At 65.7% G+C, this 23,574-nt stretch carries 24 protein-coding genes; 8 read left to right on the top strand and 16 right to left on the bottom strand.

Going from position 1 to position 23,574, the window contains the following annotated elements; genetic code table 11:
• Positions 1 to 10: 10 nt before the first annotated feature.
• Positions 11 to 1,108 (bottom strand): acyl-CoA dehydrogenase family protein, encoded by a 1,098-nt coding sequence (locus tag A9X01_RS11120; RefSeq protein WP_065120804.1) that lies wholly within the window; start codon positions 1,106 to 1,108, stop codon positions 11 to 13.
• Positions 1,109 to 1,272: 164 nt separating this feature from the next.
• Here A9X01_RS11120 and A9X01_RS11115 point away from each other — a divergent pair, with 164 nt between their 5' ends.
• Genes A9X01_RS11115 through A9X01_RS11100 form a run of 4 tightly spaced genes read left to right on the top strand, consistent with a single transcriptional unit; the run spans position 1,273 to position 6,183 of the window.
• Positions 1,273 to 2,466 carry an amidohydrolase family protein gene (locus A9X01_RS11115; protein WP_065120803.1) on the top strand — a complete coding sequence of 398 codons (1,194 nt, stop codon included), beginning with the start codon at positions 1,273 to 1,275 and terminating at the stop codon, positions 2,464 to 2,466.
• A gap of 8 nt (positions 2,467 to 2,474) precedes the next feature.
• On the top strand, positions 2,475 to 3,437 hold the full coding sequence (locus A9X01_RS11110; RefSeq protein WP_065120802.1) for an acyl-CoA dehydrogenase family protein: 963 nt from the start codon (positions 2,475 to 2,477) through the stop codon (positions 3,435 to 3,437).
• Complete coding sequence (locus A9X01_RS11105; protein ID WP_065120801.1) at positions 3,434 to 4,636, top strand: acyl-CoA dehydrogenase family protein; 1,203 nt, start codon at positions 3,434 to 3,436, stop codon at positions 4,634 to 4,636. Before A9X01_RS11110 ends, A9X01_RS11105 begins: the two co-directional genes overlap by 4 nt.
• 2 nt (positions 4,637 to 4,638) lie before the next feature.
• Positions 4,639 to 6,183, top strand: coding sequence for a class I adenylate-forming enzyme family protein (locus A9X01_RS11100; protein ID WP_065120800.1), 1,545 nt, complete (start codon positions 4,639 to 4,641; stop codon positions 6,181 to 6,183).
• Positions 6,184 to 6,199: 16 nt separating this feature from the next.
• Here the strand turns inward: A9X01_RS11100 and A9X01_RS11095 are convergent, their stop codons facing one another.
• The 6 genes from A9X01_RS11095 to A9X01_RS31855 form a co-directional block, all read right to left on the bottom strand.
• Positions 6,200 to 7,333, bottom strand: a complete 1,134-nt coding sequence (locus tag A9X01_RS11095; protein ID WP_065120842.1) for an amidohydrolase family protein — start codon at positions 7,331 to 7,333, stop codon at positions 6,200 to 6,202.
• A gap of 118 nt (positions 7,334 to 7,451) precedes the next feature.
• A complete protein-coding gene (locus A9X01_RS11090) occupies positions 7,452 to 8,210 on the bottom strand; it encodes an SDR family NAD(P)-dependent oxidoreductase (protein ID WP_065120799.1) in 759 nt (252 codons plus the stop codon).
• Complete coding sequence (locus A9X01_RS11085; RefSeq protein ID WP_065120798.1) at positions 8,207 to 8,803, bottom strand: SDR family oxidoreductase; 597 nt, start codon at positions 8,801 to 8,803, stop codon at positions 8,207 to 8,209. Before A9X01_RS11085 ends, A9X01_RS11090 begins: the two co-directional genes overlap by 4 nt.
• A 1-nt stretch (position 8,804) precedes the next feature.
• Positions 8,805 to 9,158: a hypothetical protein gene (locus A9X01_RS11080; protein WP_155772029.1), complete on the bottom strand. Its 354-nt coding sequence runs from the start codon at positions 9,156 to 9,158 to the stop codon at positions 8,805 to 8,807.
• A gap of 101 nt (positions 9,159 to 9,259) precedes the next feature.
• A complete protein-coding gene (locus tag A9X01_RS11075) occupies positions 9,260 to 9,940 on the bottom strand; it encodes a hypothetical protein (RefSeq protein WP_253849071.1) in 681 nt (226 codons plus the stop codon).
• Between the two features lie 171 nt (positions 9,941 to 10,111).
• Complete coding sequence (locus A9X01_RS31855; protein WP_301336930.1) at positions 10,112 to 10,246, bottom strand: hypothetical protein; 135 nt, start codon at positions 10,244 to 10,246, stop codon at positions 10,112 to 10,114.
• A 68-nt stretch (positions 10,247 to 10,314) separates the two neighbouring features.
• On the opposite strand from A9X01_RS31855, the gene A9X01_RS11070 reads away from it, so the two are divergent.
• Positions 10,315 to 11,373, top strand: coding sequence for an NAD-dependent epimerase/dehydratase family protein (locus A9X01_RS11070; protein ID WP_253849069.1), 1,059 nt, complete (start codon positions 10,315 to 10,317; stop codon positions 11,371 to 11,373).
• Position 11,374: 1 nt separating this feature from the next.
• On the opposite strand, the gene A9X01_RS11065 is transcribed toward A9X01_RS11070, so the two are convergent.
• From A9X01_RS11065 to A9X01_RS11040, 6 genes are read right to left on the bottom strand one after another with little or no spacing between them, the layout of a single operon-like run.
• The gene (locus A9X01_RS11065) at positions 11,375 to 12,826 is read right to left on the bottom strand and encodes a class I adenylate-forming enzyme family protein (RefSeq protein WP_065120795.1); all 1,452 of its coding nucleotides are present in this window, start codon (positions 12,824 to 12,826) and stop codon (positions 11,375 to 11,377) included.
• A complete protein-coding gene (locus A9X01_RS11060) occupies positions 12,823 to 13,623 on the bottom strand; it encodes an enoyl-CoA hydratase/isomerase family protein (protein ID WP_065120794.1) in 801 nt (266 codons plus the stop codon). Before A9X01_RS11060 ends, A9X01_RS11065 begins: the two co-directional genes overlap by 4 nt.
• Positions 13,620 to 14,435, bottom strand: a complete 816-nt coding sequence (locus A9X01_RS11055; RefSeq protein WP_065120793.1) for an enoyl-CoA hydratase/isomerase family protein — start codon at positions 14,433 to 14,435, stop codon at positions 13,620 to 13,622. The genes A9X01_RS11060 and A9X01_RS11055 overlap by 4 nt, the downstream gene beginning before the upstream one ends.
• Positions 14,432 to 15,679, bottom strand: coding sequence for an acyl-CoA dehydrogenase family protein (locus A9X01_RS11050; protein ID WP_065120792.1), 1,248 nt, complete (start codon positions 15,677 to 15,679; stop codon positions 14,432 to 14,434). Before A9X01_RS11050 ends, A9X01_RS11055 begins: the two co-directional genes overlap by 4 nt.
• Positions 15,676 to 16,482 carry an enoyl-CoA hydratase/isomerase family protein gene (locus A9X01_RS11045; protein WP_065120791.1) on the bottom strand — a complete coding sequence of 269 codons (807 nt, stop codon included), beginning with the start codon at positions 16,480 to 16,482 and terminating at the stop codon, positions 15,676 to 15,678. The genes A9X01_RS11050 and A9X01_RS11045 overlap by 4 nt, the downstream gene beginning before the upstream one ends.
• A gap of 4 nt (positions 16,483 to 16,486) precedes the next feature.
• Positions 16,487 to 17,737 (bottom strand): hotdog family protein, encoded by a 1,251-nt coding sequence (locus A9X01_RS11040; RefSeq protein ID WP_065120790.1) that lies wholly within the window; start codon positions 17,735 to 17,737, stop codon positions 16,487 to 16,489.
• A gap of 112 nt (positions 17,738 to 17,849) precedes the next feature.
• Here A9X01_RS11040 and A9X01_RS11035 point away from each other — a divergent pair, with 112 nt between their 5' ends.
• Complete coding sequence (locus tag A9X01_RS11035) at positions 17,850 to 18,656, top strand: enoyl-CoA hydratase/isomerase family protein (RefSeq protein ID WP_065120789.1); 807 nt, start codon at positions 17,850 to 17,852, stop codon at positions 18,654 to 18,656.
• Positions 18,657 to 18,664: 8 nt separating this feature from the next.
• On the opposite strand, the gene A9X01_RS11030 is transcribed toward A9X01_RS11035, so the two are convergent.
• Positions 18,665 to 19,525: an SDR family NAD(P)-dependent oxidoreductase gene (locus A9X01_RS11030; RefSeq protein ID WP_065120788.1), complete on the bottom strand. Its 861-nt coding sequence runs from the start codon at positions 19,523 to 19,525 to the stop codon at positions 18,665 to 18,667.
• A gap of 55 nt (positions 19,526 to 19,580) precedes the next feature.
• Between A9X01_RS11030 and A9X01_RS11025 the strand changes: the two genes are divergently transcribed.
• Positions 19,581 to 21,149 (top strand): class I adenylate-forming enzyme family protein, encoded by a 1,569-nt coding sequence (locus A9X01_RS11025; RefSeq protein WP_065120787.1) that lies wholly within the window; start codon positions 19,581 to 19,583, stop codon positions 21,147 to 21,149.
• Here the strand turns inward: A9X01_RS11025 and A9X01_RS11020 are convergent.
• Both A9X01_RS11020 and A9X01_RS11015 read right to left on the bottom strand, forming a co-directional pair.
• Positions 21,139 to 21,543, bottom strand: coding sequence for a Zn-ribbon domain-containing OB-fold protein (locus A9X01_RS11020; protein ID WP_065120786.1), 405 nt, complete (start codon positions 21,541 to 21,543; stop codon positions 21,139 to 21,141). The two genes, A9X01_RS11025 and A9X01_RS11020, sit on opposite strands and share 11 nt — an antisense overlap.
• Positions 21,543 to 22,688 (bottom strand): acetyl-CoA acetyltransferase, encoded by a 1,146-nt coding sequence (locus tag A9X01_RS11015; RefSeq protein WP_065120785.1) that lies wholly within the window; start codon positions 22,686 to 22,688, stop codon positions 21,543 to 21,545. The genes A9X01_RS11020 and A9X01_RS11015 overlap by 1 nt, the downstream gene beginning before the upstream one ends.
• Positions 22,689 to 22,741: 53 nt before the next feature.
• On the opposite strand from A9X01_RS11015, the gene A9X01_RS11010 reads away from it, so the two are divergent.
• Positions 22,742 to 23,560 (top strand): HpcH/HpaI aldolase family protein, encoded by an 819-nt coding sequence (locus tag A9X01_RS11010; RefSeq protein WP_065120784.1) that lies wholly within the window; start codon positions 22,742 to 22,744, stop codon positions 23,558 to 23,560.
• Positions 23,561 to 23,574: the final 14 nt, after the last annotated feature.

The following is a 23,574-nucleotide window of genomic DNA, read 5'->3' as shown; positions in this document are numbered from 1 at the left end:
GTGAGTCCTTTCAGGAGAGGAGCGATGCCAGTCGTTGCGCGTGGTGATCCGGTGTCCCGAAGATCAGCTGACTGGCCTTGGCGCGGCGTATGTACAGATGGGCATCGTGTTCCCAGGTGAAGCCGATGCCGCCGTGGATTCGCATGTTGTCCAGGCTGACCTGTAAGAACGCCTCGGAACACACCATCTTCGCTACCGACGCCGCGGTCGCCAGTTCGTCGGTGCCGACCACTTCCGCGGCGTGCATCGCCGCCGAGCGAGCGCCTTCGACCAGCACCAGCATGTCCGCGCACCGGTGCTTGACGGCTTGAAAGCTGCCGATGGCCCGGCCGAACTGAATGCGTTGTTTGGCGTAGTCGACGGCCATGTCCAGGCACCGTTGTGCAGCACCGACTTGTTCGGCGGCCAATGCGACGACGGCTTGATTCGCGGTGCGCCCCAGAAACCCTGCGGCATCGCCGTCGGTTCCGATCAACTCGGCTGGGACGCCGTCGAATTCCAGCCGGGCGACCTTGCGGGTTCGGTCGAGCGTGTTAAGTCTGCTGCGGCGCAGGCCATCCGGCCGGCCCTGCACGGCGAACAGTGAGATACCGGCCGCGGTTTGCGCGGCCACCAGGATGACCTGGGCCGTGTGACCGTCGAGCACGAGCGGTGCCTGGCCGTGAATACGGTGTACGGCGCCGTCACGGTGGGCCCGCAGCGTGACGGCGGCCGGATCCCACGCATCGAGCCGGTCGTTGAGGACCAGCGTGGCAGTGCTTGAACCGTCCAGGAACCGCGGTACGAACCGCTCAATCGCATGCTGATCACCACTGCCCAGGACCGCCTGGGTTGCCAGCGCGATCGTGGCGAAGAAGGGTGAGCACAGCAACGCTGCCCCCATCTCTTCCAGTACCACCGCCAGTTCCGTCATTCCGGCACCAGCGCCGCCCCATTTCTCGGGAACCGCGATGCCCGTCAAGCCGAGCTCGCCGGCGATTTGTCGCCAAGCTGTCTCGTCGAACCCGCTGTCTGTTTCCATCAGCCTGCGCACGGTCTCGCTGGACGACGTCGCGGACAAATAGTCCCGCACGACGCGGCGGAGGTCGTCGACCTCGGTTGCCGGCACAGATGACCTCCTGCCCACCGATCACGTTGTCTTCCAGTGGCGTTGCAGAAGCACGTGCTCCGGGGCAGCTCGTTCAGAACAGGCCCGGGATAAGCGTTGCCGGACCAGGATAGTATGTTTTCTGAAAATAGAGAATAATCATTCTCGGTAGAAGGGGCGGCGGAGTGACGAAACTCGACTACGGGATCTTTGACTGCGACACTCACTGCTACGAGACACGCGACGCGTTCACCCGCTACCTGCCCAAGAAATTTCACGACCGCGCCATCGCACCCGTCGTCGCCGCCGACGGAAAAGAAGTCATCCTTGCCGGCCACCGGATTGCGACGTTCAACAGCGAGGCCGGACTGGGCTTCGACCTCGCGTATCGACCGGGCTCGCTCAAGGAAATGCTCAAGCAGATGGGATCGGGCAACCCGGACGAGACCTACGAGCCGCAGCCGATGCAGCCCGAGTACCTGCAGCGCGAGCCGAGGCTCGACGTAATGGCCCACCAGAACGTCGAACGCGCGGTGATTTTCCCGGCCGGCATGGCACTGGCCGCCGAGCACTACGTTGACGACACGGAAGCTCTGTACGCCAACCTGCGCTCGTTCAATCGATGGTTCGATGAGACATGGGGGTTCAACTACCAGGACCGTCTCTACGCCACCGCTTTGCTGTCGCTGCGTGACCTCGAGTCGGCCATCAAAGAGACCGAAGCGATCATCGAGCAGGGCGCGCGCCTGGTGCTGCTGCCGACCGGGCCCGCTTACGGGCGTTCCCCGGGCGACCCGTATTTCGACCCGATCTACGCCCGGCTGCAGGAAGCCGGCTGCACCTTGACCTTCCACATCCAGCCGTACTGGTACTTCGACGCCATCTCGCCCGCCTGGGGGCACAACCCCGATCCCGCCGCGTGGCACATGTCGGCCTGGCAGTGGATGAACATCTACGGGCAACGTCCAATCGAGGACACCCTGTCCGCGCTCATCTTCGACAACCTTTTCGGGCGCTTTCCCGGCCTGAACGTTCTGGTCGCCGAGCACGGCGCGGAATGGGTGCCCCAGTTCGTCGTCCACATGGACAAGAGCCGGGGAATGGGACGCAATGGGCCGTGGATCGGCGGCAAGCTCACCGAGCGCCCGTCGCAGATCTTCCGCCGCCACGTCGGTGTGGTTCCCTACCCCGAGGACGACATTCCGGCCATCGTCGGCCGGCTGGGCTACGACGAATGCCTGCTGATGGGTTCGGACTACCCGCACGCCGAGGGACTGGCCGAACCAGCCGACTTCGTCAAACTGCTCGACCCGCTCGACGACGCCGCCAAGAAGCGGATCATGCGCGACAACGCCGACCAACTGCTCAGTCGGGGCTGAGCCGCGGAATGGACCCTGCGGACTCGGCCGACATCGACCTCGACCTACTACGGGCGTCGGCACGGGACTACCTGTCCGAACGAGGCGAAAAGGATTCCGTCGACGACCTGGCCGCGCTGGACTGGACCGGGCTGCTCGTCGACGAGACGATGGGTGGTGCGGGCTGGCGCCCGGTCGAATCGTGCGTCGTCGCCGAGGAACTCGGCCGAGCCCAGGACCGGTCAGCGTGGCTGGGGACCGTCGTGGCCGCCGCGGCGGTCGCCTCGGCGCCGGATGAGATCAGACGGCGCTGGCTACCCGCCCTGCTCACCGGTGCTGCCGCAGCGGGACTCGTGACCGACGAGACCGCACTGGTCGTGCGACCGGAGGCGCTGGACTTGATAATCACGTTGAGCACCAAGGGAATTGAGCTGATCGACGCGAGGGCGACGCGCAGTCATCCCGACCCTGCTCTCCTTGACGTCTGCCGCCCGGTCGAGCGCGTCGACATCACCGGGGCGGCGACGGTGCCGATCGGATCACCCGAGCGAGCCGACCAGCTGATGGCCGTCGCGCAGCTACTGGTGGCGGCCGACTCGGTCGGCGCTGTTTCCATGACCCTCGCCCGGCTGGTCTGCTATCTGAAGGAGCGCAAAGCCTTCGGCGCGCCCATCGCAAGTTTTCAGGCAATACAACACCGCCTGGTGGAACGGTTCGTGTTCGAAGTCAAGGCCCGCGCTGTGGTCATGAAGGCCGCGCGTGCCCTGGCCGCCGGGGACGACCGGGGCACCGTGTTGGCGACCGTAGCCCACGCCTTCGTTGCCGCGGAGGCGACCGCGGCCGTGGACGAGTGCATGCAACTATCCGGCGGGATCGGTTTCACGTGGGAGTACCCCCTACATCACGAACTGCGACGGGTCTTCACCAATGGCCACCTGATCGGCACGGCCCGCACAAGCCGGGTGCGGCTCGCCGAGGTGTTGGGCTGGTGAGCGATTTCGCCGGCCGGCCCAGCGCGGAAGAGCTGGCGGCCTTCAGGAATCGGGTCAGGACACACATCGCCAAGCACGCGCCACCCTTCGAAGCGCGCGAAGGGAATCGGGCACCGGAGAATGCCGAGCAGGAGGCTCACCTGCGCACCTGGTTCGCCGGGCTGTTCGACGCGGGCTTCGTCGGCGCGGACTGGCCCGTCGAGCATGGCGGCCGCCCGGATCACCATCCCCTGCACGACCGCATCGTCAGTGAGGAGATCCTGCGAGCCCGTGCGCCGCGCCCGGTCGAGCAGGTGAATCTCGCCGCTCATGTATTGCTGCACTTCGGCTCCCAGGAACAGCAGCGCACGCTGCTGCCGAAGATCAGACGGGGTGAGCACGTGTGGTGCCAGCTGTTGAGCGAGCCCGACGCCGGCAGCGACATCGCCGGAGTCCGCAGTCGCGGCGTCCGCCGGGAGGACGGCAGTTGGGTACTGGATGGGCAGAAGACGTGGATCACCGATGGACACTGGGCGGACATGGGCCTGGCGCTGATTCGCACAGATCCGGCCTCGTCCCGCCACCACGGTCTGTCAATCTTCGCCGTGCCGCTGTCCACGCCGGGAGTCGAAGTCCGGCCGATCCGTACCGTCGGCGGTGCGATCGAGGTCAACGAGGTCTTTTTGACCGGCGTGGTGCTGGAAGCGAACAGCCTCATCGGTGAAATCGGGCAGGGCTGGTCGATCATCATGTCCGGTCTGGATTTCGAGCGATTCGGCATCGGCGGCAACGTCATCCTGCTCGAGCTGTTGATCGACGACCTGGTGACGGTGGCGAGCAATGCGAAGCTCGACGGCGTACCCGCGCTGCAGCACACCGACATCCGGCAAGCCGTCGCCGGGCTGGTTGTCGAGGTCGAGGTGGCCAAGGCGTTCATCGACGACCACGTGGAACGGCTCATTGTGGGTGCGGATCAGCCTGGTGACGGCTCGATCGCGAAGCTGAGCTTCGCCGAGACGTATCACCGCGTCGCGGCGTATGGTGCCGAACTGGCCGCCACCGCAGGGGATTCGGGCTCCGACGACGCGCGCGTCCAGCAAGCCAAAGAACGTCTGCGAGAATGCTGGTTGTGGTCACGGGCTTATACGATCTCGGGCGGGAGCTCGGAGATGATGCGTAATATCCTGGCGAAGCGCCGGCTGCTGTTACCGAGCGGGTGAGCATGCCAGAAGGCGCCGAGACGTTTTGGGGTCTCGTCAATGCGGTAGCCGAAACACATCCGCACCGGGTGGTGCTCTCTGATGATTACGGTCGCAGTCTCACCTGCGTCCAACTCCGGGACGAGGCGTTGCGGACCGCCGCGGCGCTGGTGCAGTCCGGGGTGAGGGCAGGCACCGTGGTGTCCTGGCAGCTACCGACCACGCTGGAAACCATGGTGGTGATGGTGGCGCTCGCGCGATTGGGTGCGGTGCAGAACCCCATCCTCCCGATCTGGCGTGAGAGCGAAGTCCGTTTCGTCACCGAACAACTCGCGACCGAAGTGTTGATCGTCCCCGGCCGCTGGCGCGGGTTCGACCACACCGCGCTCGCGCATGCGGTAGCGAGCGAACGCACAATGTCGGTAGTCGTCATCGACCACGACGCACCTGCCACCGGCCGGCTTCGGTTACCCGACGGCGACTCCGCCGCGCTACCGGACCCTCCTACCTCCGCGGAAGACCCACGCTGGATCTACTACTCCTCGGGGACCACGGCCGCACCGAAAGGTGCTCGCCACTGCGATCGTTCGGTGATCGCCGGTTCTGCCGGCGTGGTCGGCATCGTGGGGGCGTCCAGCAGCGACGTCAACCCGATTCCCTTTCCCATTTCGCATATCGGCGGTGCCGCCATGTTGGCGGCCAGCCTGCGTACCGGAATGCGGTTGGTGCTGTTCGACTTCTTCGACCCCGCGACCACGCCGCAGGCGGTGGCTGCGCACCACCCCACGCTGTTGGGCACGGCGACACCCTTTTTCGTCGCTTACATGGCGGCGCAACGGACGCACGGGACCGAACCGCTCTATCCCCATCTGCGCGGCTGCGTAGGCGGAGGCGCGCCGATCACCGCGGAGCTGGGCAGGCAGGTGCGTGAAACGTTCTCCGTAAACGGCGTCGCCAACTCCTGGGGCCTGACCGAGTTCCCGGTCGCGACTTCGCAAACACCCGAGGCCGCCCCCGACCTGCTCGACCGCACGGTAGGGCGGCCCGTTGCCGGCGTCTCGGTACGGGTCGTCGATGACAGCGGGAGTGAGGTCGCCGTCGGCGCTGAGGGTGAACTCCGCCTCAAGGGACCCCAGTGTTTCCTCGGATATGTCGACGGCTCGCTGGACGCCGCGGCATTCGATGCCGACGGGTGGTTCCGCAGCGGAGACCGCGGCCGTATCGACGCCGACGGCAACGTCATCATCACCGGCCGGATCAAGGACGCGATAATCCGCAACGCGGAGAACATCTCGGCCCTCGAAATCGAGGGTGCGTTGGCCACCCATCCCGGGGTCGCCGACGTTGCGGTGATCGGTGTGCCGGATCCTCGCACCGGAGAACGGGTTTGCGCCATCGTGGTCGCGCAACCCGGCAGCGAACTCACGCTCGGCGCGCTGGCCGAACATTGTCAGGCTCAGGGGTTGAGTCGCCACAAGTTCCCGGAACGACTTGAGGTCGTGCCGGCCTTACCGCGCAACTTGACCGGCAAGGTCTTGAAGAACGAATTGCGTTCGCGCTTCTCGTAGCCGAGCCGACGTCTCGTCAGACGCCGACGAGTTCCTTCAGGTTGCCTCCCATGACCCGTGCCGTGGTATCGGGCGGAAGATCCTCGAGTTCCCACACGAATTCCGCGGGCTCGGCGAGACCTTCCGGGTGGGGGTAGTCGGACCCGAACATCACTCGATCTGCACCGAGTATGTCGATGAGGTGGGAGATGTCCTCTTCGTGGAACGGATTGACCCAAACATGCCTGCGGAACACGTCGCACGGATGCTCACTGAAATCGCGGGGTTTCTTGCGGTACACCCGGTCGAAGACCTCCATCAACCGCTGCGCCCAGGAACCGCCGTTCTCGACGACGCCGATACGCAACCCGGGAAAGCGCTCGAACACACCGTGCGCGATGAAGGCCGCGAGGGTGTCGAAGATATGGCGGCTCTCTTCGTAGATGAAGCCGCGGAACTTCGTCAATTGAAAGCCCTGAAATTCATCGCCGCCTTCCCAGTCGTTCAGGTAGCGGTCGTAACCGGCGTCGGAATTGTGCATCTGCACCGCGATACCCGAGGCCTCGACAAGACGCCAGAAATCGTCAAACTCGGGAAGTGCGGGCGAGCGCGAGGTGCCGTCTTCACGCGGTACCGGCGCAGGCCTGATCAACACCGTCTTGGCGCCGTTGTCCAGACACCATTCGAGCTCCCTGACGCCCTTGGCCGGATCGTTGAGAGAGATTGCGGGAACGGCGAATATCCGGTTTTGGTAGTTGAATGTCCAGTCATCGAGCAGCCAGCGGTTGAAGGCGTGGGTGATGGCGTGCGTCAGTTCGGTGTCCGATTTCGTCCGTTCCTCGAGCATGCCCGCTGTCGTAGGGAACATCACCGCACCGTCGACGCCTTGGCGGTCCATCAACGCCAGTCGGAGGTCAGGGCGCCGGAACTCGTCGGGGCAACGGATCGGGTCAGCAAGTTCCCGCAACGTCTTGCCTTCCGGGTTGATCCCCCGGTAGTAGTCCGCCCACGCGCCGGGGGTGGGAATGACCTCGTAGGTCGGGTTCGGAATGCACTCGGTCACCACGCCGAGGATTTGTAGCTTCGTGCGCCCCTTGACCTCAACGAACTGCAGCGCCTCGGAGTACTGCTCCGGGAGGTAGCGGGTGTAGGCGTCGATGGTCTCGTACATGTGGTTGTCGGCATCCCAGACCTCGAGTGCTTGTTTATCCGCCACGGTCGACTCCTCCGGTCAGTGCAACGGGCATAACTATATCCGAAATCGAGAACCAGCATTTCCAGGCGGTGGTTCAGAGGCTGGTGTAGTGACCGCCGTCGACACCCAGCGTCTGACCGGTGATGTACCGTGCTGCGGGGCCAATCAGAAAGGCGACTGCCGGTCCGATGTCATGTTCCGGATCTCCGACTCGCCCCAGCGGGATTCGGCGCGAAAGCCGTTCCTCCATGGCGGGTTCGGCTCTGATCGCCGCCGTCAGCGCGGGTGAATACGCCAGGGGAGAGACGGCGTTCACGGTGATGAGGTGCGGAGCCCATTCCCGCGCGAGACTTTTGGCGAAGCCACGCAGCGCACCCTTCATCGTGGCGTAAAGGGGAAGCGTCGCGCTGCCCTCGATGCCCGCCGGCGAGGTCATGACCAGAAAGGTTCCGCCCTGCTTGCGGAGGGCCTCGAACGCGGATGTCGCGCAGTGCTGCGCGCCGCGGAGCGACACGGCGAAGTGGTGTTCCCAAAGAGTTCGATCGACCTCCTCCAGCTGATGCGGTTGGCTGGACAGATTGCTGGTGGCGTTGTGCACCACGGCGTCGAGGCGGCCGGTCGTGGTGACCGCAGCAGCTACCGCATCGGTGACCGCCGCACCATCGGTGACGTCGCAGCGGACCCATGTCGCAATGTGTCCGCGGGCCGTAATCTGCTCAACCGTGGCGAGTCCCGTCTCAGACCGGGTCGCGACGATCACGTGGGCGCCTTCCGAGGCCAAGGCCAGCGCGATGCCACGGCCGACACCTCCGCCCGATCCGGTCACCAGGGCTGTCAGGCCGGAGAGAGTCACGGCAGCATCATCGATCCGCCATCGACGATGATCGTTTCTCCGACGAGGTGGTCGAGGTGTGGCTGGAGCAGGAACTTCACCGCCTCCCCAACTGAACGCAGAACGGAGTCGTCCCGGACGGCGGGAGCGGACAAGTGGCTCGCGGCGCCGGCCAGTTCGGGGGCGAACAGGCGCAGGGGTGCCGCGACGGCGTTGACGGCAACACCCTGCGAGGCCCATTGGCGTGCCGCCGATTTCGCCATCGCGCGGATGCCCTCGATGGCGGTCGTGTAAGCAACCAGTTGGGCACCGCCGGCAATGCCGATCGTCGGTAACACCAAGACGATGCGTCCGCGGGTGTGCCGCACCGACAGCCGAGCCTGTTGCAGCGTAGTGAGCGTCTGCCACATTGTTGCATCGACGATGTGATCCCAGCCGTCCGTTCCGAGTGTGGTGAGAAGCCCGGCCTTGGGATCCGCATCGACGACTATGACAATTCCGTCGGCCTGGGGCAGATCCTGTTGGTTGGAGTCTGCGACGGTCCCCTGCAGGCTGGCGGCCAGTGCCGCGGAGAGTTCGCCTGGCGGTGTTACGACGACCGTTGCAGCGGACATGTCAGGGGCGCGGAACTGCTGACTGCTTTGCGACACGCTCGTCGTGGATTCGCACCAACTCCCGAAAACCGATGCGTTGATAACGCGGTTTGGGCTGTATGCCCCACTCATCGCGGGCCGTTCGTTGGCCGGCGGCTTCCGGTGGGCCGCCGAACGGGGGCCCACCCATCGGGTATGGCTGGTGGCATTCGAGCGTGTCGTCGGAAAAGCGTACCTTCAGCAACTCACTGCAGATTTCGGTCAGGGACAGCGTGGGCCAGCCGTACCAGACAGCCATCACCGGAACGGTCATCGAGCCTTCGATGACCAATCCGAAGAGACAGATATACAAACCTCGCCTCAGCCACTTGTGCATCCGTGCCCAGGTGGATGTCGTGCCGATCGGCAGCGTTGCGGCCGGTGCCGTTGATTCCAAGGTGTTTTCAGGCACAGCGGCCCTTCCTTGTCGGTCGGAGGCTAGTCGGTGAAGATTTCCCGGTTGACGGTGTGCAGGTACGGGATGGCCAGGAACGGTGTGATGTAGAAGATGTTGAACGCCCACCAGCCGAACACCGGCAGGCCGACGCCCGCATACCTGACGTCCGCGTACATCGTCATGTTGAAGATGTAGCCGGTCCACAAGACGATCCCGAACCAGCAAGTCACGATCAGCCACTGGTGTCCCCAGCGCTTCATCTGCAGAAACGCGATGGCGGCGGCAATCCGCATCGGGAATGCGATCAGGACGCAGACCATGACCCAGGCCTTCTCGCCGGGTGCGCTGGCGCCTCCGATCCAAAGTTCGTTGTAGTGCCAGAAATATCCGGCATCGATCAGATTGCCCCAGGCGGTGAACACGGTTCGGGTGATCAGGGCATGGTTGGCGAAAAGGTCCAGCGCCCATCCGATGCTGTTCAGGGCTGCGTCCAGAATGACGACGTACCCGATGAGGGTGACCATGGTCGGGCGAACGGAGAGTCCGTCGCGCTGCGCCTTCCGCAACAAGAAAAGTCCGCGGCAGAACACGACCAGGCCGATGGCGCCGAGGACCAGTGTGCCCATCAGAGCGGTACCCGCGATCAACCATCGGTCGGCACGGCGTTGCGTCTGCCGGGTCTGATCCTCGTGTTGATCAATGGCCTCCGGACTCGGCGTCATGATCGACTACCAATCCCTGGTCAGGTACATCTGGACTTGGATGGCGAACATTGCGATGAGCATGCCGTAGATGAAGATCTGGAAGGCGATGAGGCCGCGCCTGCGCCGTCGATCTTGCTCGTCCATGTGCCTGGCCTCATTGTCAGTGAAAGAGATTGTCTAGCAGGTAGTTCAAAACGTGCCTATGTTCCCCAGCATCCAATAGAAGAAGGCGACCAGTCCGCACATGACCACCCATGTCACCGCCATACGGGCCAGCTCCTGCCACATGGTCGACACCTCCTGCGTGGAAAGCCCGATTGTCATGTGAGAATAACATCACTCTCGATAATGAGAGTAATTATTCTCAAGCCAGAGGGCGCGGTGGGTGAGTGGTGAAGGTTCTGGTGACCGGTGCGTTCGGGTTGGTAGGCACCGAGACGGTAGCGCGACTGCACGAGCGGGGTGTTGCCGTAGTTGCCACCGATCTGTGCACGCCCGGCAATCAGAAGGCTGCGCGCCGCCTACCGGGGAACGTCGAAGTGCGCTGGGCGGATCTCGCCGACTGCGACCAGGTCGCGGCCCTGCTCACAGCGGTAGCGCCGCAAGTGATCGTGCATCTTGCCGCTGTCATTCCCACCGCAAGCTATTTGAACTCTGCACTGGCCCAGCGGGTCAACGTCGATGCCACGCGATCCCTGCTGACGGCCGCCGAACAACTGCCGCAGCGACCGCGCTTCGTCTACGCGTCCAGCGTCGCGGTCCATGGTTCGCGCAATCCGCACCGGAACGAATTTCTCCGCGCCGACTCGCCGCTTCAGCCGGTCGAGTCTTACGGCGCCCAAAAGCTCGAGGCGGAGCGGTTGGTGCGCGCCTCGCAACTGGACTGGGTGGTACTGCGTCTCGGTGCGGTCGTCAGTACCCGGTTGCAGTCCCTGCCGATCAACGGCGACGTGCTGTTCCTGGAGTGGTCGGCACCCTCTGATGGCCGCATTCACTCCGTCGATGCGCGTGATGCGGCCAGCGCGTTCGCGGCTGCCGCAACCTTGGAAATCAGCGGGGAGATATTCATGATCGGTGGCGATGCAAGCCACCGGCACTTGCAAGGCGAGATGGGGCCGGCGATGGCGGCCGCTATCGGACTGGCCAACTGCTATCCGGCGGGCCGGCCGGGCGATCCGGAAGACGACCGCGCGTGGTTTGTCTGCGACTGGATGGACACCGCGCCGGCACAGGAGGTGCTTGGCTTTCAAAACCATTCCTGGCCGAGCGCGCTGCAGGAGATCCGTGCGCGCGTCGGCAAGTGGCGGTTCGTGTTGGCGGCGCTGCGGCCGATAGTCCGGCCGATATTGAAGCGTCGGATGCCTTACCGCGGCCTACCCGGTGTCTACGCCGACCCTTGGACGCTGGCCTTCCGGCGGTGGCCCGGTGCGCAGCTCAAAATTGCGCCATGACTCACGGAGTTGCCAGCACCGCCAACTCGCGCTTGACCACCTTGCCGACATCGTTGCGCGGCAATCGCGCCACGAACACGATGCGCACCGGGACGCGGTAGGGCGTCAATCGTTCGCGGCACCACGCCACGAGTTCGGATTCGGTGAGCGCGGGGTCGGTACGCACCACAAACGCCCAGGGCACCTCGCCGAGTCGTTCGTCGGGAACCCCGACCACCGCCGCCTCGCGCACCTCGACGGCGCCGGCCAGCACGTCTTCTACCGCGCCGGGAAAGACCTTCAGCCCACCACGATTGATCATGTCCGACACCCGGCCGTCCAGCCACAGGAAGCCGTCGTCGTCAAACCAGCCAAGGTCGCCGGTGTGGAACCAACCATCGTCGGTCAACCGGTCGAGGAAGCCAGGATCGATCTTGCGCGCCGCGGTGGTCGGCGTGCGTACCAGCACCTCGTCGTCGGCGATCGTCACGTCGATGCCGGGCAGCGGGCGCCCGACGGAACCCAGCTTGATTTCGCCCCATTCGCGCGCATCCGCCGCCGACCAGCCGACGACTTCGCCGCCCAGTTCGGTTTGACCGTAGGAGTTGAGCACCGTCACGCCGAATTTGTCACGGAAGCGGCGGGCGTGCGCTGGTGATAATGGGGCGGTGATCGACCGGACGATCCTCAGTGGCGACAGGTCGGTGACCTGGTCGTCATGTAGCACCATCGTCAATGCTGCCGGCGGCAACACGGTGGAGCGCAACTGATAGCGCTTAACCATTGCGGCGAAATCCGTTGCGGCGAAACGTTCCATCAGCACCACACCCGAACCCGCTCGGAATGCGAACAGCACCTGGTAGATCCCGGCCCACAGAGACAGTGACAGCGGTACCAGGTTCGGCATCGGCGGCCGCTTCTCGCGGTCCGGCAGCGATCTGGGGCCGCGGAGTTTCTCCAGTAGGCGGTCGATCAGGTCGAGTACGGTGCCGTGCCGCAGTGGCACCGGCTTCGGTGCACCGGTGGTTCCCGAGGTGAACTGCAGCAGCGCGACGTCGGAGTCGTATTGGCGCAGACCGGTCGCGTGCTGGCCGGCGCAGGTCACCGACCAGTCCAAAGCTGCACCGGTGAGCAGCGTCAGCCCGGACCCCGAGAAGCGTTGCGTGAGTTCGGGTGTCGCGATGACGGCGCGCGGCCGTAAGGTGCGCAGCTGGGCAGTCAGCTCCTCATCGGCGGCCCGCGGGTTCAGCGGGGTGTACACCCCGCCGGCCCGCCAGGTGCCGAACAGGGCGGCGACGGTGATCGCGTCGTTGGGCAGCATGGCCGCAACCACCTGACCGGGCGCCAAACCGCAATCCGCCAACAGTGCACCGAGCCGTGCGGCGCCAGCGGCCAGTTCGGCGCTGGACACGTCGGTGGTCAACGTGTGCACCGCCACGGGGGGCAGGCCGTCGAGCAGGTCCGCCAGGCTCACGAATCACCCACCAGCGGTCGCCATTCCGGTGGCCGCTTGTCCGCGAACGCCAGTGGGCCCTCGCTCTGGTCCGGGTGCCCCCACATCGACGTCAGATGCTTGGCGCCGGCCCGGCAGGCATCCGTCAGGCCGTACTCCAGCGCACCCCACAACGCCCGCTTGGTGGCCCGCATTGCCGCCGGTGAATTCCGGGCGATCTTCTCGGCGAGGGCCTGCGCCGCGTCGGGCAGCCGCTCGGGCGGATCGACGACCTCGCTGATCATGCCGAGTTGGTAAGCACGCGCAGCGCTCAGCCGTTCATGACTGCCGACCAGTGCCATCCGCAACACGGCCTCGGCCGGCATCTTGCGCATCAGGGCAATCGTCTCCAGTGCGGAGACCTGACCGATGGACACGTGCGGGTCGACGAACGTGGCATCCGCCGCGGCGATCACCACATCGGCGTCGGCCACCCAGTGCAGGCCGCCACCCGCACAGACGCCGTTGACCGCCGTGATCACGGGCTTGCCGACGTTGCAGTGCCAGGCGGTGAGCTTGAGATCGAGTGTGCGCATGGTCTCCTGGAATTGCTGCACCGCTTCGCCGTCGAGGTCCTCGACATCCGCGCCGACCTGGAAGGCGCGGCCGTTGCCGGTGTGGACGATGACGCGGACCTCGGGATCGGCGTCCAATTGTCGCCACGCTCTGGGGAATTCGTCGCGCATCACGGTGTCGTACGCGTTGAGTCGGTCGGGTCGGTTGTTGATGATCCAGCCAACGGGTCCGCGCCGCTCGACGATCAGCCGTTGAAATGTCATGGGACCTCCAGCGCATCCGGGGACGGTTGCCATTGCGGAATCCGTTTGTCGCGAAACGCCCGGACGCCCTCGGCGTGGTCGGGATGGTTGCGCAACCGCCAGATCTCCTCGGCGGCTTCACCGCGTGCTTGCGTGAGGCCGACTTCCAGGGACCGCCAGAGCGCTTTCTTGGTGGCGCGCATGGCCGTCGGTGAGTTCAGCGCGACGGCCCCAGCCAGGCGCGCGGCTGCCTCCCGCAGCCGATCGGCGGGTACCACCTCGGACAGGATTCCCAACTCGTAGGCGCGCTGGGCCGAGATGCGCTCGCCGGTGCCGCTGAGTGTCATTCGCGTGATCGCCTCCATCGGCGACTTTCGTAACAAGGTGATCGCCTCGTAGGCCACCGCCTGACCCACCGAAACATGGGGGTCGACGAAAGACGCTGACTCGGCGGCGATCACGATGTCGGCGTCGGCGACGAGGTGCAATCCGCCCCCGGCGCATACACCGTTGACCGCCGCGATCACCGGCTTCCACACCTGGCAGTGCCAGGACGAGATCCTCAGCGTCGCATCTCGGGTCCGCCGCGAATGCCGGCGCATGGCTGCTTTGTCCCGGGCGACCTGGACGACGTCCATGCCCGTGCAGAACGCTTTGCCGTTTGCGGTATTGACGATCACCCGCACCGCGGAATCGGCGTCGAGGTCGGCCCATGCCGCCTCGAGTTCATCAAGCATCAGCGCATCGAAGGCATTGCCGGCCTCGGGCCGATCCAAGATCAACCATCCGATGCCGTGTGACTTTTCCACGATCAGCCGCTGATACGTGCTCACGAACGTGGAACATCCTTCCACGGCTTGCCCTTCCACGGGTCCGGCTCCCTGGGCAGCCCGAGAACGCGTTCCCCGAGGATGTTCTTGTTGATATCGGTGGTGCCTCCTTCGGTCGCGTTGGCGAGGCTGCGCAACATGCCGTGCACCTCGGGCGGCAACGCATCCGGATCGTCGGTAACCCGCCATGCGACGGCATCCGTGCCCAATAGGTCGACCATCACGTCCTGGATCTGCTGGTTGAGAGTGGCTTGGTGCACCTTGCCGATCGAGGACGCGGCCCCGGGGGACTGCCCGGCCGAAAGTGCAGCACGCACGCGGGCATTGGTCCAGCCGCGAACCTGCTCTTGAGCCCACAGGCGCACAATCTTGGCCCGGATGACGGGGTCCTCCCACCGGCCCGTCTCTTTGGCCAGAGTGATCAGACGTTCGGCGCTGAAACCGCCGAGTCGTCCCATGCCGCCCGAGCCCGAACCCGACACCATCTGCCGCTCGCTGGACAGGGTCGACGCGCTGACCCGCCAGCCGTCGTTGAGGTCGCCCACGCGGTGCGCATCCGGAACGCGTGCGCCGTCCAGGAAGACCTCGTTGAACTCGCTCTCACCGGTGATCTGCCGCAACGGCCGTACCTGGACACCGGGTTGGCGCATGTCGAGCAGAAAGTACGTCAAGCCCTTGTGCTTTGGCTGCTGCGGGTCGGTGCGGGCAAGCAGGATCGCGAAGTCGGCTTCATCGGCCCAGGTGGTCCAGACCTTCTGTCCGGTGATCACCCAATCGGCCCCGTCGGACACGGCTCGGGTGGCCAGCGAGGCGAGATCGGAGCCGGCGCCGGGTTCACTGAACAGCTGGCACCACTTCTCCTCGTTGCGGACTATCGGCGGTAGGAACCGACGGCGCTGCTCTTCGGTGCCGTGGCTGAAGAGCGCGGCGGCGGTGTTGTTCAGGCCCAGCGGGTTGAGCCGGTTGAGGCGCAGCGGCCGTAACACGTCTTCGATGGCCCGAGCCGCCTCCGCGCCGATCCCCAGTCCGCCGTATTCCGGTGACCAGGTGGGAACAACCAGGCCAGAAAGCGCGAAAGTCGGGTACCACTGCCGATATTCCGCAGCGCTGCGGACCGACCGCAGCGCGCTGGGTCCCGCGGCGGCCGCAGTTCGCCACGCCTCGGGCACTTCGTTTGCAACCCATTGCTCGACGGCCGCGACCACTTCGGCGACGGTGTTGGCGTCGGTCACCGGTAGCCGCGTCATCGTCCCTGAAACTTTGCGTCGCGTTTGTCTCGGAAGGCGGCCAAGCCCTCGCGGAAGTCCTCGCTGCGACTGGATAATTCGAGCGCCATCGCTTCGTTCTGCAGATGGCGGTCCAGGTCGAGCCCGTTGCCGCTCTGCAGGAGCCATTTGGTCAGTCCCAGTGCAACCGTGGGCGCGTCGCCCAGCTGTGAGACAAGTTCGTCGGCGGCGCATTCCAACTGGTTTTCCGGGACTGCCCGGTGAATGATGCCCCAGTCCGCCGCGGTCGCGCCGGAGATCTCCTGCCCCAGCATGAGCAATTGGCGGGTGCGGACCATTCCGATCAACCGGGGCAGCAGCCACGCTGCACCGCTGTCCGGCGTAAACCCGCGCGCCATGAAAGGCTCCCAGAAGCGCGCATCCGCGGCGGCGACGCAGAAGTCGGCCGCCAGGGCGATGTGAAATCCGAGGCCGGCCGCCCAGCCGCGCACCACGGCGACAATCGGCACCTGGGTTTCCAGCATCAGCGGGATCAGCCGGTTGGCTTTGTTCGGCAGTCGGCGCTGGGTGCTCCCCACCCGGGGCTTACGGTCGGATTTCGCGTTGTTGGCGATCAGGTCGGAGCCGGCGCAGAAATCGGGGCCCGCGGCATCGACGCGAATGACGCGCACCGACTCATCGGTCCCAGCTGCCGCAAGGTGATCGATCATCGCGTCAAGCATGGTGTCATCGACGGCGTTTCGGCGATCGGCACGATCCAGCGTCAGGCGCAGCAGCGGTCCGTGTTGTGCGGCTTGAAGTCCGGGGACGCTCTGGTATTTCATGCGGTCATCGCCCGCCGAATTGCGCTGATACCGCGGTCAACAGGTCAGCCAGGTCGGTCGCGCCGCCGGGTGGGTCGGGCAGGCGGACCGGTCCGCGCCGGCGACTCGGCAGCAGGATGGTGGCGTGTCCGGGCGTAGTGACCTGGTTGCGGTGGTTGGTGGCGGCGAGGTCGAGATCGACCGCGGGGCGCTCGCCTTCGGCGAGATACTTGCGCACGACCTTTCCGGTGATGGTGTGCAGGTCGCCCACGTAGTTGAACAGACGGAATTCGCAGTCCAGTTTCCACAGCCACGCGTCGTCACCCATCCAGTCGGTGCAGAGGTGGATCAGCCAGGTTTCCCGCATGCGTCCGTAATCAAAGGTATTGGGATTGCCTGCGTTTCGAGCCGCGCCCGGTTCCCAGTGCACTCGCTGCTGAACGTCCGGCACGCCCTGTTCGTCCAGGGTGTAGAAGCGGGGGATGCGCTGGCGATTGCGCCACGCCAGGCGCAGGGGCCGAACACCGTACAGTCCCATACCCATACCGACGTGCCAGCAGACCATGTCGGTGACCGTCAGCGGCCCTTTGGTCAGCGGGCCGACCTCGTCGCCCTCCTCAACGTCCTCCCACCAGCGCGGGTCCGCGCCACGCACCGTTTCGCGCGCATACCGGTCGTCAAGCTCGGCGATCTCCTCGGCGGCCCACGTCTTGGGCTCGACCGCGTCGTACTTGCGGCGCCCGCGCGCCTTGCTCCGCTCGGTGCGGATCATGTTGCGATATTGGCCGCCTAGGATGATGCCCTCGTCGTCCCGGAACACCTGCGCCGACCACTCATGGATGGCGCGGTCGGCGAACTCACTGGACTTGTCCAGCGCTGCCACCAATGCGTTGCGCCGAAACACCCGGTGGTTGGCGCGCAACGGGGCCCACCACTCCCGCGCCGATGACGCATAGAACGCATGCACGCCACGTAGCGGGTCCCCCTTGGTCAGGGCGCGGTCCTCGGCTGACAGGGTGGTGACCTCGTCTTCGCCGATCAACGTATCGCCACCGACCAGGGCCGGCGGTGCGATCGACTCGCCCCAAACGGACTTGGCCGCGTATTCCGGATCGCACCACAGCGGATTGGCGTCGCCATAGCTTTCGGCGACATGACGAAACGCGTCCTCATTGGGACGAAAGTAGTGGGGCGGCTGCGGGTGTGGAACGGCAATACCGATGGTGGCCCGCAATCTGGCCAATCCCTCGTCGCTGATCTGGCCGGTCTCGGCCATCGGATTGCCTCCTCGTGGTGGTGGCCCATGTGGTAGCCGGACTCGCAGCCAGACCGAGTGGAAATTAAGATACCCGAAAAACGGAAACGCCGTTAACGCAGGGTTGAGGCAGATGACTGAACAAGACTCCGGCATCGAGTTCACGATCGGAGACGATGCCGTCGCGCGCGTGAACATCAACCGTGCCGAGCTCGCAAACTCGTTGTCTCCGTTGGCGCGCGATGCCCTCACCGAGGCCTTCCTGCGAGCAAGCGACGATTCAGCGGTGCGGGCCGTGTTGCTCACCGCTGCCGGCACCCGGCATTTCTGCGCCGGGGCGGGATTGGCGGGTTCAGATTCGCCCGCGCGAGAAAAGCGTCCCGGCGACGTGGCCCGGATGCTGGCGCAGGGCTGGCAACGTCTGGTGGCCGCCGTGCTGGACTGTGAGAAACCCGTGGTGGCCGCGGTCAAGGGGGTGGCCGCCGGGGCGGGCGCGAGCCTGCTGCTCGCCTGTGATCTGGTCGTCATGTCCACCGAAGCAACTCTTGTCGAGGCTTTCGTCCATCGCGGCATCCTGCCGGACTCCGGGGCGGTGCACCTGCTGACCAGAATTGTGGGTTTGCGCAAGGCAACCGAGCTGTTGATGCTGGGCGAGCCGGTGGACGCGGCCACCTGCCAGCGGCTCGGCCTGGTCAACCGAGTGGTCGGACTCGATGAAACCGACTCTGCCGCTGAGGAATTGGCCTTGCGGCTGGCGGCGGGCCCGACTGTGATGCTGGGTCTGACCAAGCGGCTGCTGGCCGTGTCGTCGGAGTCCGCTCGTGACCGGGCCTTCGAGCAAGAGGCCTGGGCACAGGAGGCGGTTTCCTATACCGCGGATCTGCAGGAGGGCCTTTCCTCGTTCGCCGAACGCCGCAAACCCCGCTTCCGCGGGCACTGACTCGGGCCTTACCCGGGACCGCCGCGGATGGTGAAGGTTGCGGCGTCGTCGATGTCGTCGATCGCCTCGGCGACCTTCTCCGCGGACAGCGCGGTGTCCTCGATTCCCTTGGTGACACCGATGAACACCCGCGACACCTTGCCGGCACCGACCGAGTAGATGTGTGCGGTGCGGTCGCAACTGGGGTGCGCCAGGTAGACCACCACCGGATTGACGAGTTCGGGATCCATGGCCCTGCCGGCCTCGCCCATGATCTTCTCCGTCATGCGGGTTCGGGCGATGGGCGCGATGGCATTGATCGCGATGCCGTTACGGGCGCCCTCGATGGCCAGCACGTGCATCATGCCGACCAGGCCCATCTTGGCGGCACCGTAGTTCGCCTGGCCGAAATTGCCGAAGAGCCCGGTGCCCGAGGTGGTTTGTACGATGCGGCCGTAGTTCTGCTCCCGCATGATCGGCCACACCGCTCGGGTCACGTTGAAGGCACCGGTGAGATGGACGGCGATGACGGCATCGACCTGTTCTGCGGTCATGTTCTTGAAGGCCGCGTCGCGCAGGATCCCGGCATTGTTCACCAGCACATCGACCCGGCCGAACGCGTCCATCGCGGCGTCGACGACGGCGGCACCGCCCGCCTCGGTGGCCACCGAATCGACGTTGGCGATCGCGGTGCCGCCGGCGGCGGTGATCTCGTCCACCACCGCTTGCGCCGCCGAGGTGGAAGCGCCCGTGCCGTCCACCGCGCTGCCCAGGTCGTTGACCACGACACGGGCGCCTCGCCGGGCCAGTTCCAGGGCGTGGCAACGGCCCAGTCCGCCGCCGGCGCCGGTGACGATGGCGACCTGATTGTCGAAAGTCATTGATGACATGGGTGAGAGGTTACATTTACTCAATCGAGAACCAGCATTTGCATCGGAGGGGCACATGAGCGGCTCGGCAGAGATATTGCGGCGGGCTCGCCGCCGTGCCGAGTTGTTGCGCCCCCGCTACCGGGCAGCGGGGTATTGGTCGGCCGAGCCCTTCGACGCGGTGCGGTCGGCCGCGGAGCGGCATCCCGGCCGGTTCGCGGTGCGGGTTCGCGGTGCCGATCTGACCTACGCCGAACTCGATGCGCGCATCGACGCAACGGGCCAGGCAATGCTCGACGCGGGTGTGGTGCCGGACAGCCCGATTGTGCTGGTGGTCGGCAACGACGCGGATTCGGTGGTGGCTGTGCACGCCGCGTTGCGGATCGACGCGGTGGTGTTACTCGTGCCGCGTAGCGCAGGGCCGGCCCAGGTGGCGGAGATCATCTCGGGCACCGGCATTCGGTACGGGTCGGCGCCGAACTGGCCGATTGCCGGGAACGGGCTCTCGGATCGTTGTCGGTGGATCGAGGTGGGCGATGGCGAATCAGCGGCGGTTCCGCGGCTTCGACCCGCGCGTGCGGCTGACGAGCCCTGCCTGGTCCTCTACACCTCAGGCACGACGTCACGGCCCAAGGGTGTGATCCACTCCCTCGGCACGCTGGCGAAGGCGTCTGCCAATTATGCTGCGGCGGCTGGACTTACGGGTGACGATTGCATCTTTTTGATCAGTCCGCTGGCCTCGGTGACCGGAGTCGTGCAGGCGCTGTTCGTCGCGCCCATGCTCGCGGTACCCGTTGTGCTGGAGGATCGCTTCAATCCCGCCTCGACATGTGACTTGCTGCTGTCTTCGGGGGCGACCTGGTACGGCGGGCCGGACCGGCTGTTGGACCGGGTCCTCGACGAGGTGGTGGCCCGGGGAGCCGCCGTACCGCTGCGTGCGGTCTATCTCGGCGGCACCATGCTGGACCGGGGAATCGTGGCACGCATCGAGGACGACTTCGGCGTGGTGGTCATGCGCGCCTACGGCTCGTCGGAGGTGCCGGTGAGCACGTCCGGCTTGCGGGACGAGCCCAGGGCGGTGCGGCACCTCGACGACGGGGTGACACTCGACGGTGTCGAGCTGCGGATCGGCTCGGCGGCGGAACCGACCGAGTGTTGCATCCGGGGGCCGCACGCGTTCCTGGGATACACCGACGCCGACGGCGATGCCACGGGCCTGGACGGTGAGTGGTTCCGTACCGGTGACGTCGCTGAACTCCGGCAAGGCCGGGTGCGGATCGTCGGCCGGATCAAGGACATCGTGATCCGTAACGGGATGAAGATACCGGCCGGCGAGGTGGAAAATGCGGTGGCGCGCATCGACGGGGTGCGCCAGTGTGCCGCCTACCCGGTCGACGATCCCGTCACCGGCGAGCGACTGGCGGTGGCCGTCGTCGCCGATGTGGCAGCCGAGATATCGCTCGACGGCGTCGCCGCGGCATTGGTCTCGCAGGGGTTGCCCAAATACAAATTGCCCGAGGAGCTGGTGCTGTGGGACGAGCCGCTGCCGGTCAATGCCAACGGCAAGATCGAGCGCAACAAACTCGACGCGGCCGCGTCGGGCCGGACCCGGCTGGTCGCCGACCGGATTTCCGCTAATCCGTGACCGGGTGGAAGACGGGGACGACGAATCCGTCCTCGTCGGTGCGGAATGCAAGTGCCAGTGACAGGTCCGCGCGCAGGTCCTCGAAGCGGCAGTCCTGGACCACGGTCATCAGGCGGGGTCCCTCCTCGAGGTCCACCATCGCCAGCACATAGGGCGTGCGCGTGTCGAAGGGTGCCGCATTTTGGTACACCACGCTCCACGTATAGAGGCGCGCGCGGCCAGTGGCCGGCGACAAGTCGACATCCTCGCTCCAGCACTGCGGACAGAACGGGCGGACGTACAGCGACGCCTGACCGCAGGACCGGCAGGTGTTCAGCATCAGCTCGCCGTGCTGTACCGCGGACCACCAGGCTTGGCTGTCGAGGTCGATGGTCGGGCGATCGGCGGCCGTCATCACTGTCTCCCGAGAATCATTGTGGCGCTGTGGGTGAAGAAACCGCCCATCGCATGGACGCATGCCAGCCTGGCACCGGGTACCTGGCGTGCCGCGCACTCGCCCCGCAACTGCCGGACCGCCTCCACCATCAAAAACATGCCCCGCATACCGGGGTGGCAGCTGGCCAGGCCTCCACCGTCGGTGTTGGTGGGCAGCGCCCCACCGGGGCGCAGCGCACCCGAGGCGATGAACGGTCCTCCCTCGCCCTTCGCGCAGAAACCGAGGTCCTCCACGGTCAGCAGGACGGTGGAGGTGAACGAGTCGTAAAGCTGGCACACGTCGATCTCGGCCGGGCTGACACCGGCTTGCGCGAACGCCCGCGGCCCCGACCGCGCGGCGGGCGACGTGGTGAAGTCCGGCCACTGGCTCATGCTGACGTGTGACGTGGCATCGGCGGCACCCAAGATCCAAACCGGTTCGCGGGCAACATCTTTGGCAACCCGCTCACTGGCCAGCACCACGGCGCCGCCCCCGTCGGTGCGCAGGCAGACGTGTTTGGTGGTGAACGGATCGGCCAGCATCGGGGCGGCCGCGACGTCGTCCAGGGTGATGCGGTCGCGCTCGAATGCGTCCGCATTCATCGCTGCCCAGTCATGCGCCGCGACGGCGACTTCGGCCAGTTGCTCGGTGGTGGTGCCAAATTCGATCATGTGCCGCCGGGCCGCCATGGCGTACTTGGCGATGAGCGTCGCTCCGTAGGGCGCCTCGTACTGCAGTGGGCCTCCGGTGCCCAGTGCAGCCGCCGACGCGCGGGTTCGACGCTTGACATCCGAACGCGCGGTCGATCCGTAGGTCAACAGGGCGGTGTCGATCTCACCGTTCGCGATAGCCGTTGCCGCGTGCCCCGCCATCACCTCCCACGAAGATCCGCCGACGTTGGTCGCGTCGACCCAGGAGGGTTGCAACCCGAGGTACTCGCTGACTTCCACCGGGGGGAGCAGCGTTCCGTGCCCGCCGAAACCGTCGATGTCGTCCTTGCTCAGGCCCGCATCGGTGACCGCCCGACGAGCGGCCTGGGCCATCAGAGCCAGGGCGGTCTTGTCCGGGACCCGGCCGCAGTCGGAAAGGCCGACACCGACAATGGCGACGCGGTTGGGCGGCATAGCTAATGGTTATCACACCGCGGCCGGCATGATAACGACCGTTAGCGGAGAACATGGAAGCAAGATTCTCAGTGGGCTACGGTGAGCCAATGACGGGAACACTGCGGGAGGCGCTGCGGGGAGAAGCGCTGGTGCTGTGTCTGGCCCTGCAGAACTCGCGCACTCCCGATGTCCCTGCAGTCGCCGCGGCGTGCGGATACGACGCCGTCTACGTCGACCTCGAGCACACATCGACGTCGCTAGAGACCGCGCAACTGCTCTGTGTCAGCGCGCTGGGTGCCGGCATCTCCGGTTTGGTGCGGGTACCGTCGGCCGATGCCAGCCTCATTGCCCGTGCGCTCGACATCGGCGCGGTAGGAATCATTGTGCCCCATATTGATTCAGGGGAAAAAGCCCAAGCCGTGGTTCGCGCCGCACGTTTCCCCCCGGTTGGCCACAGATCGATTTCCGGGCCGAGTGCGGTCAGCGGATATGCGTCGAGTACTCCTGCGCAGCTGGTCGAGGTGCTCGAGCGGCATACGGTCGTGGCCGTGATGATCGAAACGCCCGAGGGGGTGGCGGCTTGTGAATCGATTGCCTCGGTCGACGGCATCGACATGATCCTGATCGGACCCAGTGACCTGACCGCGGAAATGGGCATCCATGGGCAGTATGAGAATGAGCATTTCCACCGTGCAGTAGAATCGGTCGCGGCGGCTTGTCGTAGGCACGGCGTGGCGCTCGGAGTGGCTGGAATTAAGTCCCTTGACCTGCTGAAACGCTTTGTAGGACTGGGACTGCGCTTCATCTCGGCGGGGACGGACGTCGGAATGATGGCCGAAGCGGCCAGCACCCGTGCGCAGGCGCTTCGCGCACTCGATGCGCCGCGGTAGCCAGCAACGTCACA

Source organism: Mycobacterium asiaticum, assembly GCF_001668675.1.
Lineage (GTDB): Bacteria > Actinomycetota > Actinomycetes > Mycobacteriales > Mycobacteriaceae > Mycobacterium > Mycobacterium asiaticum_D.
This window is presented reverse-complemented; position numbering and strand designations above follow the sequence as displayed.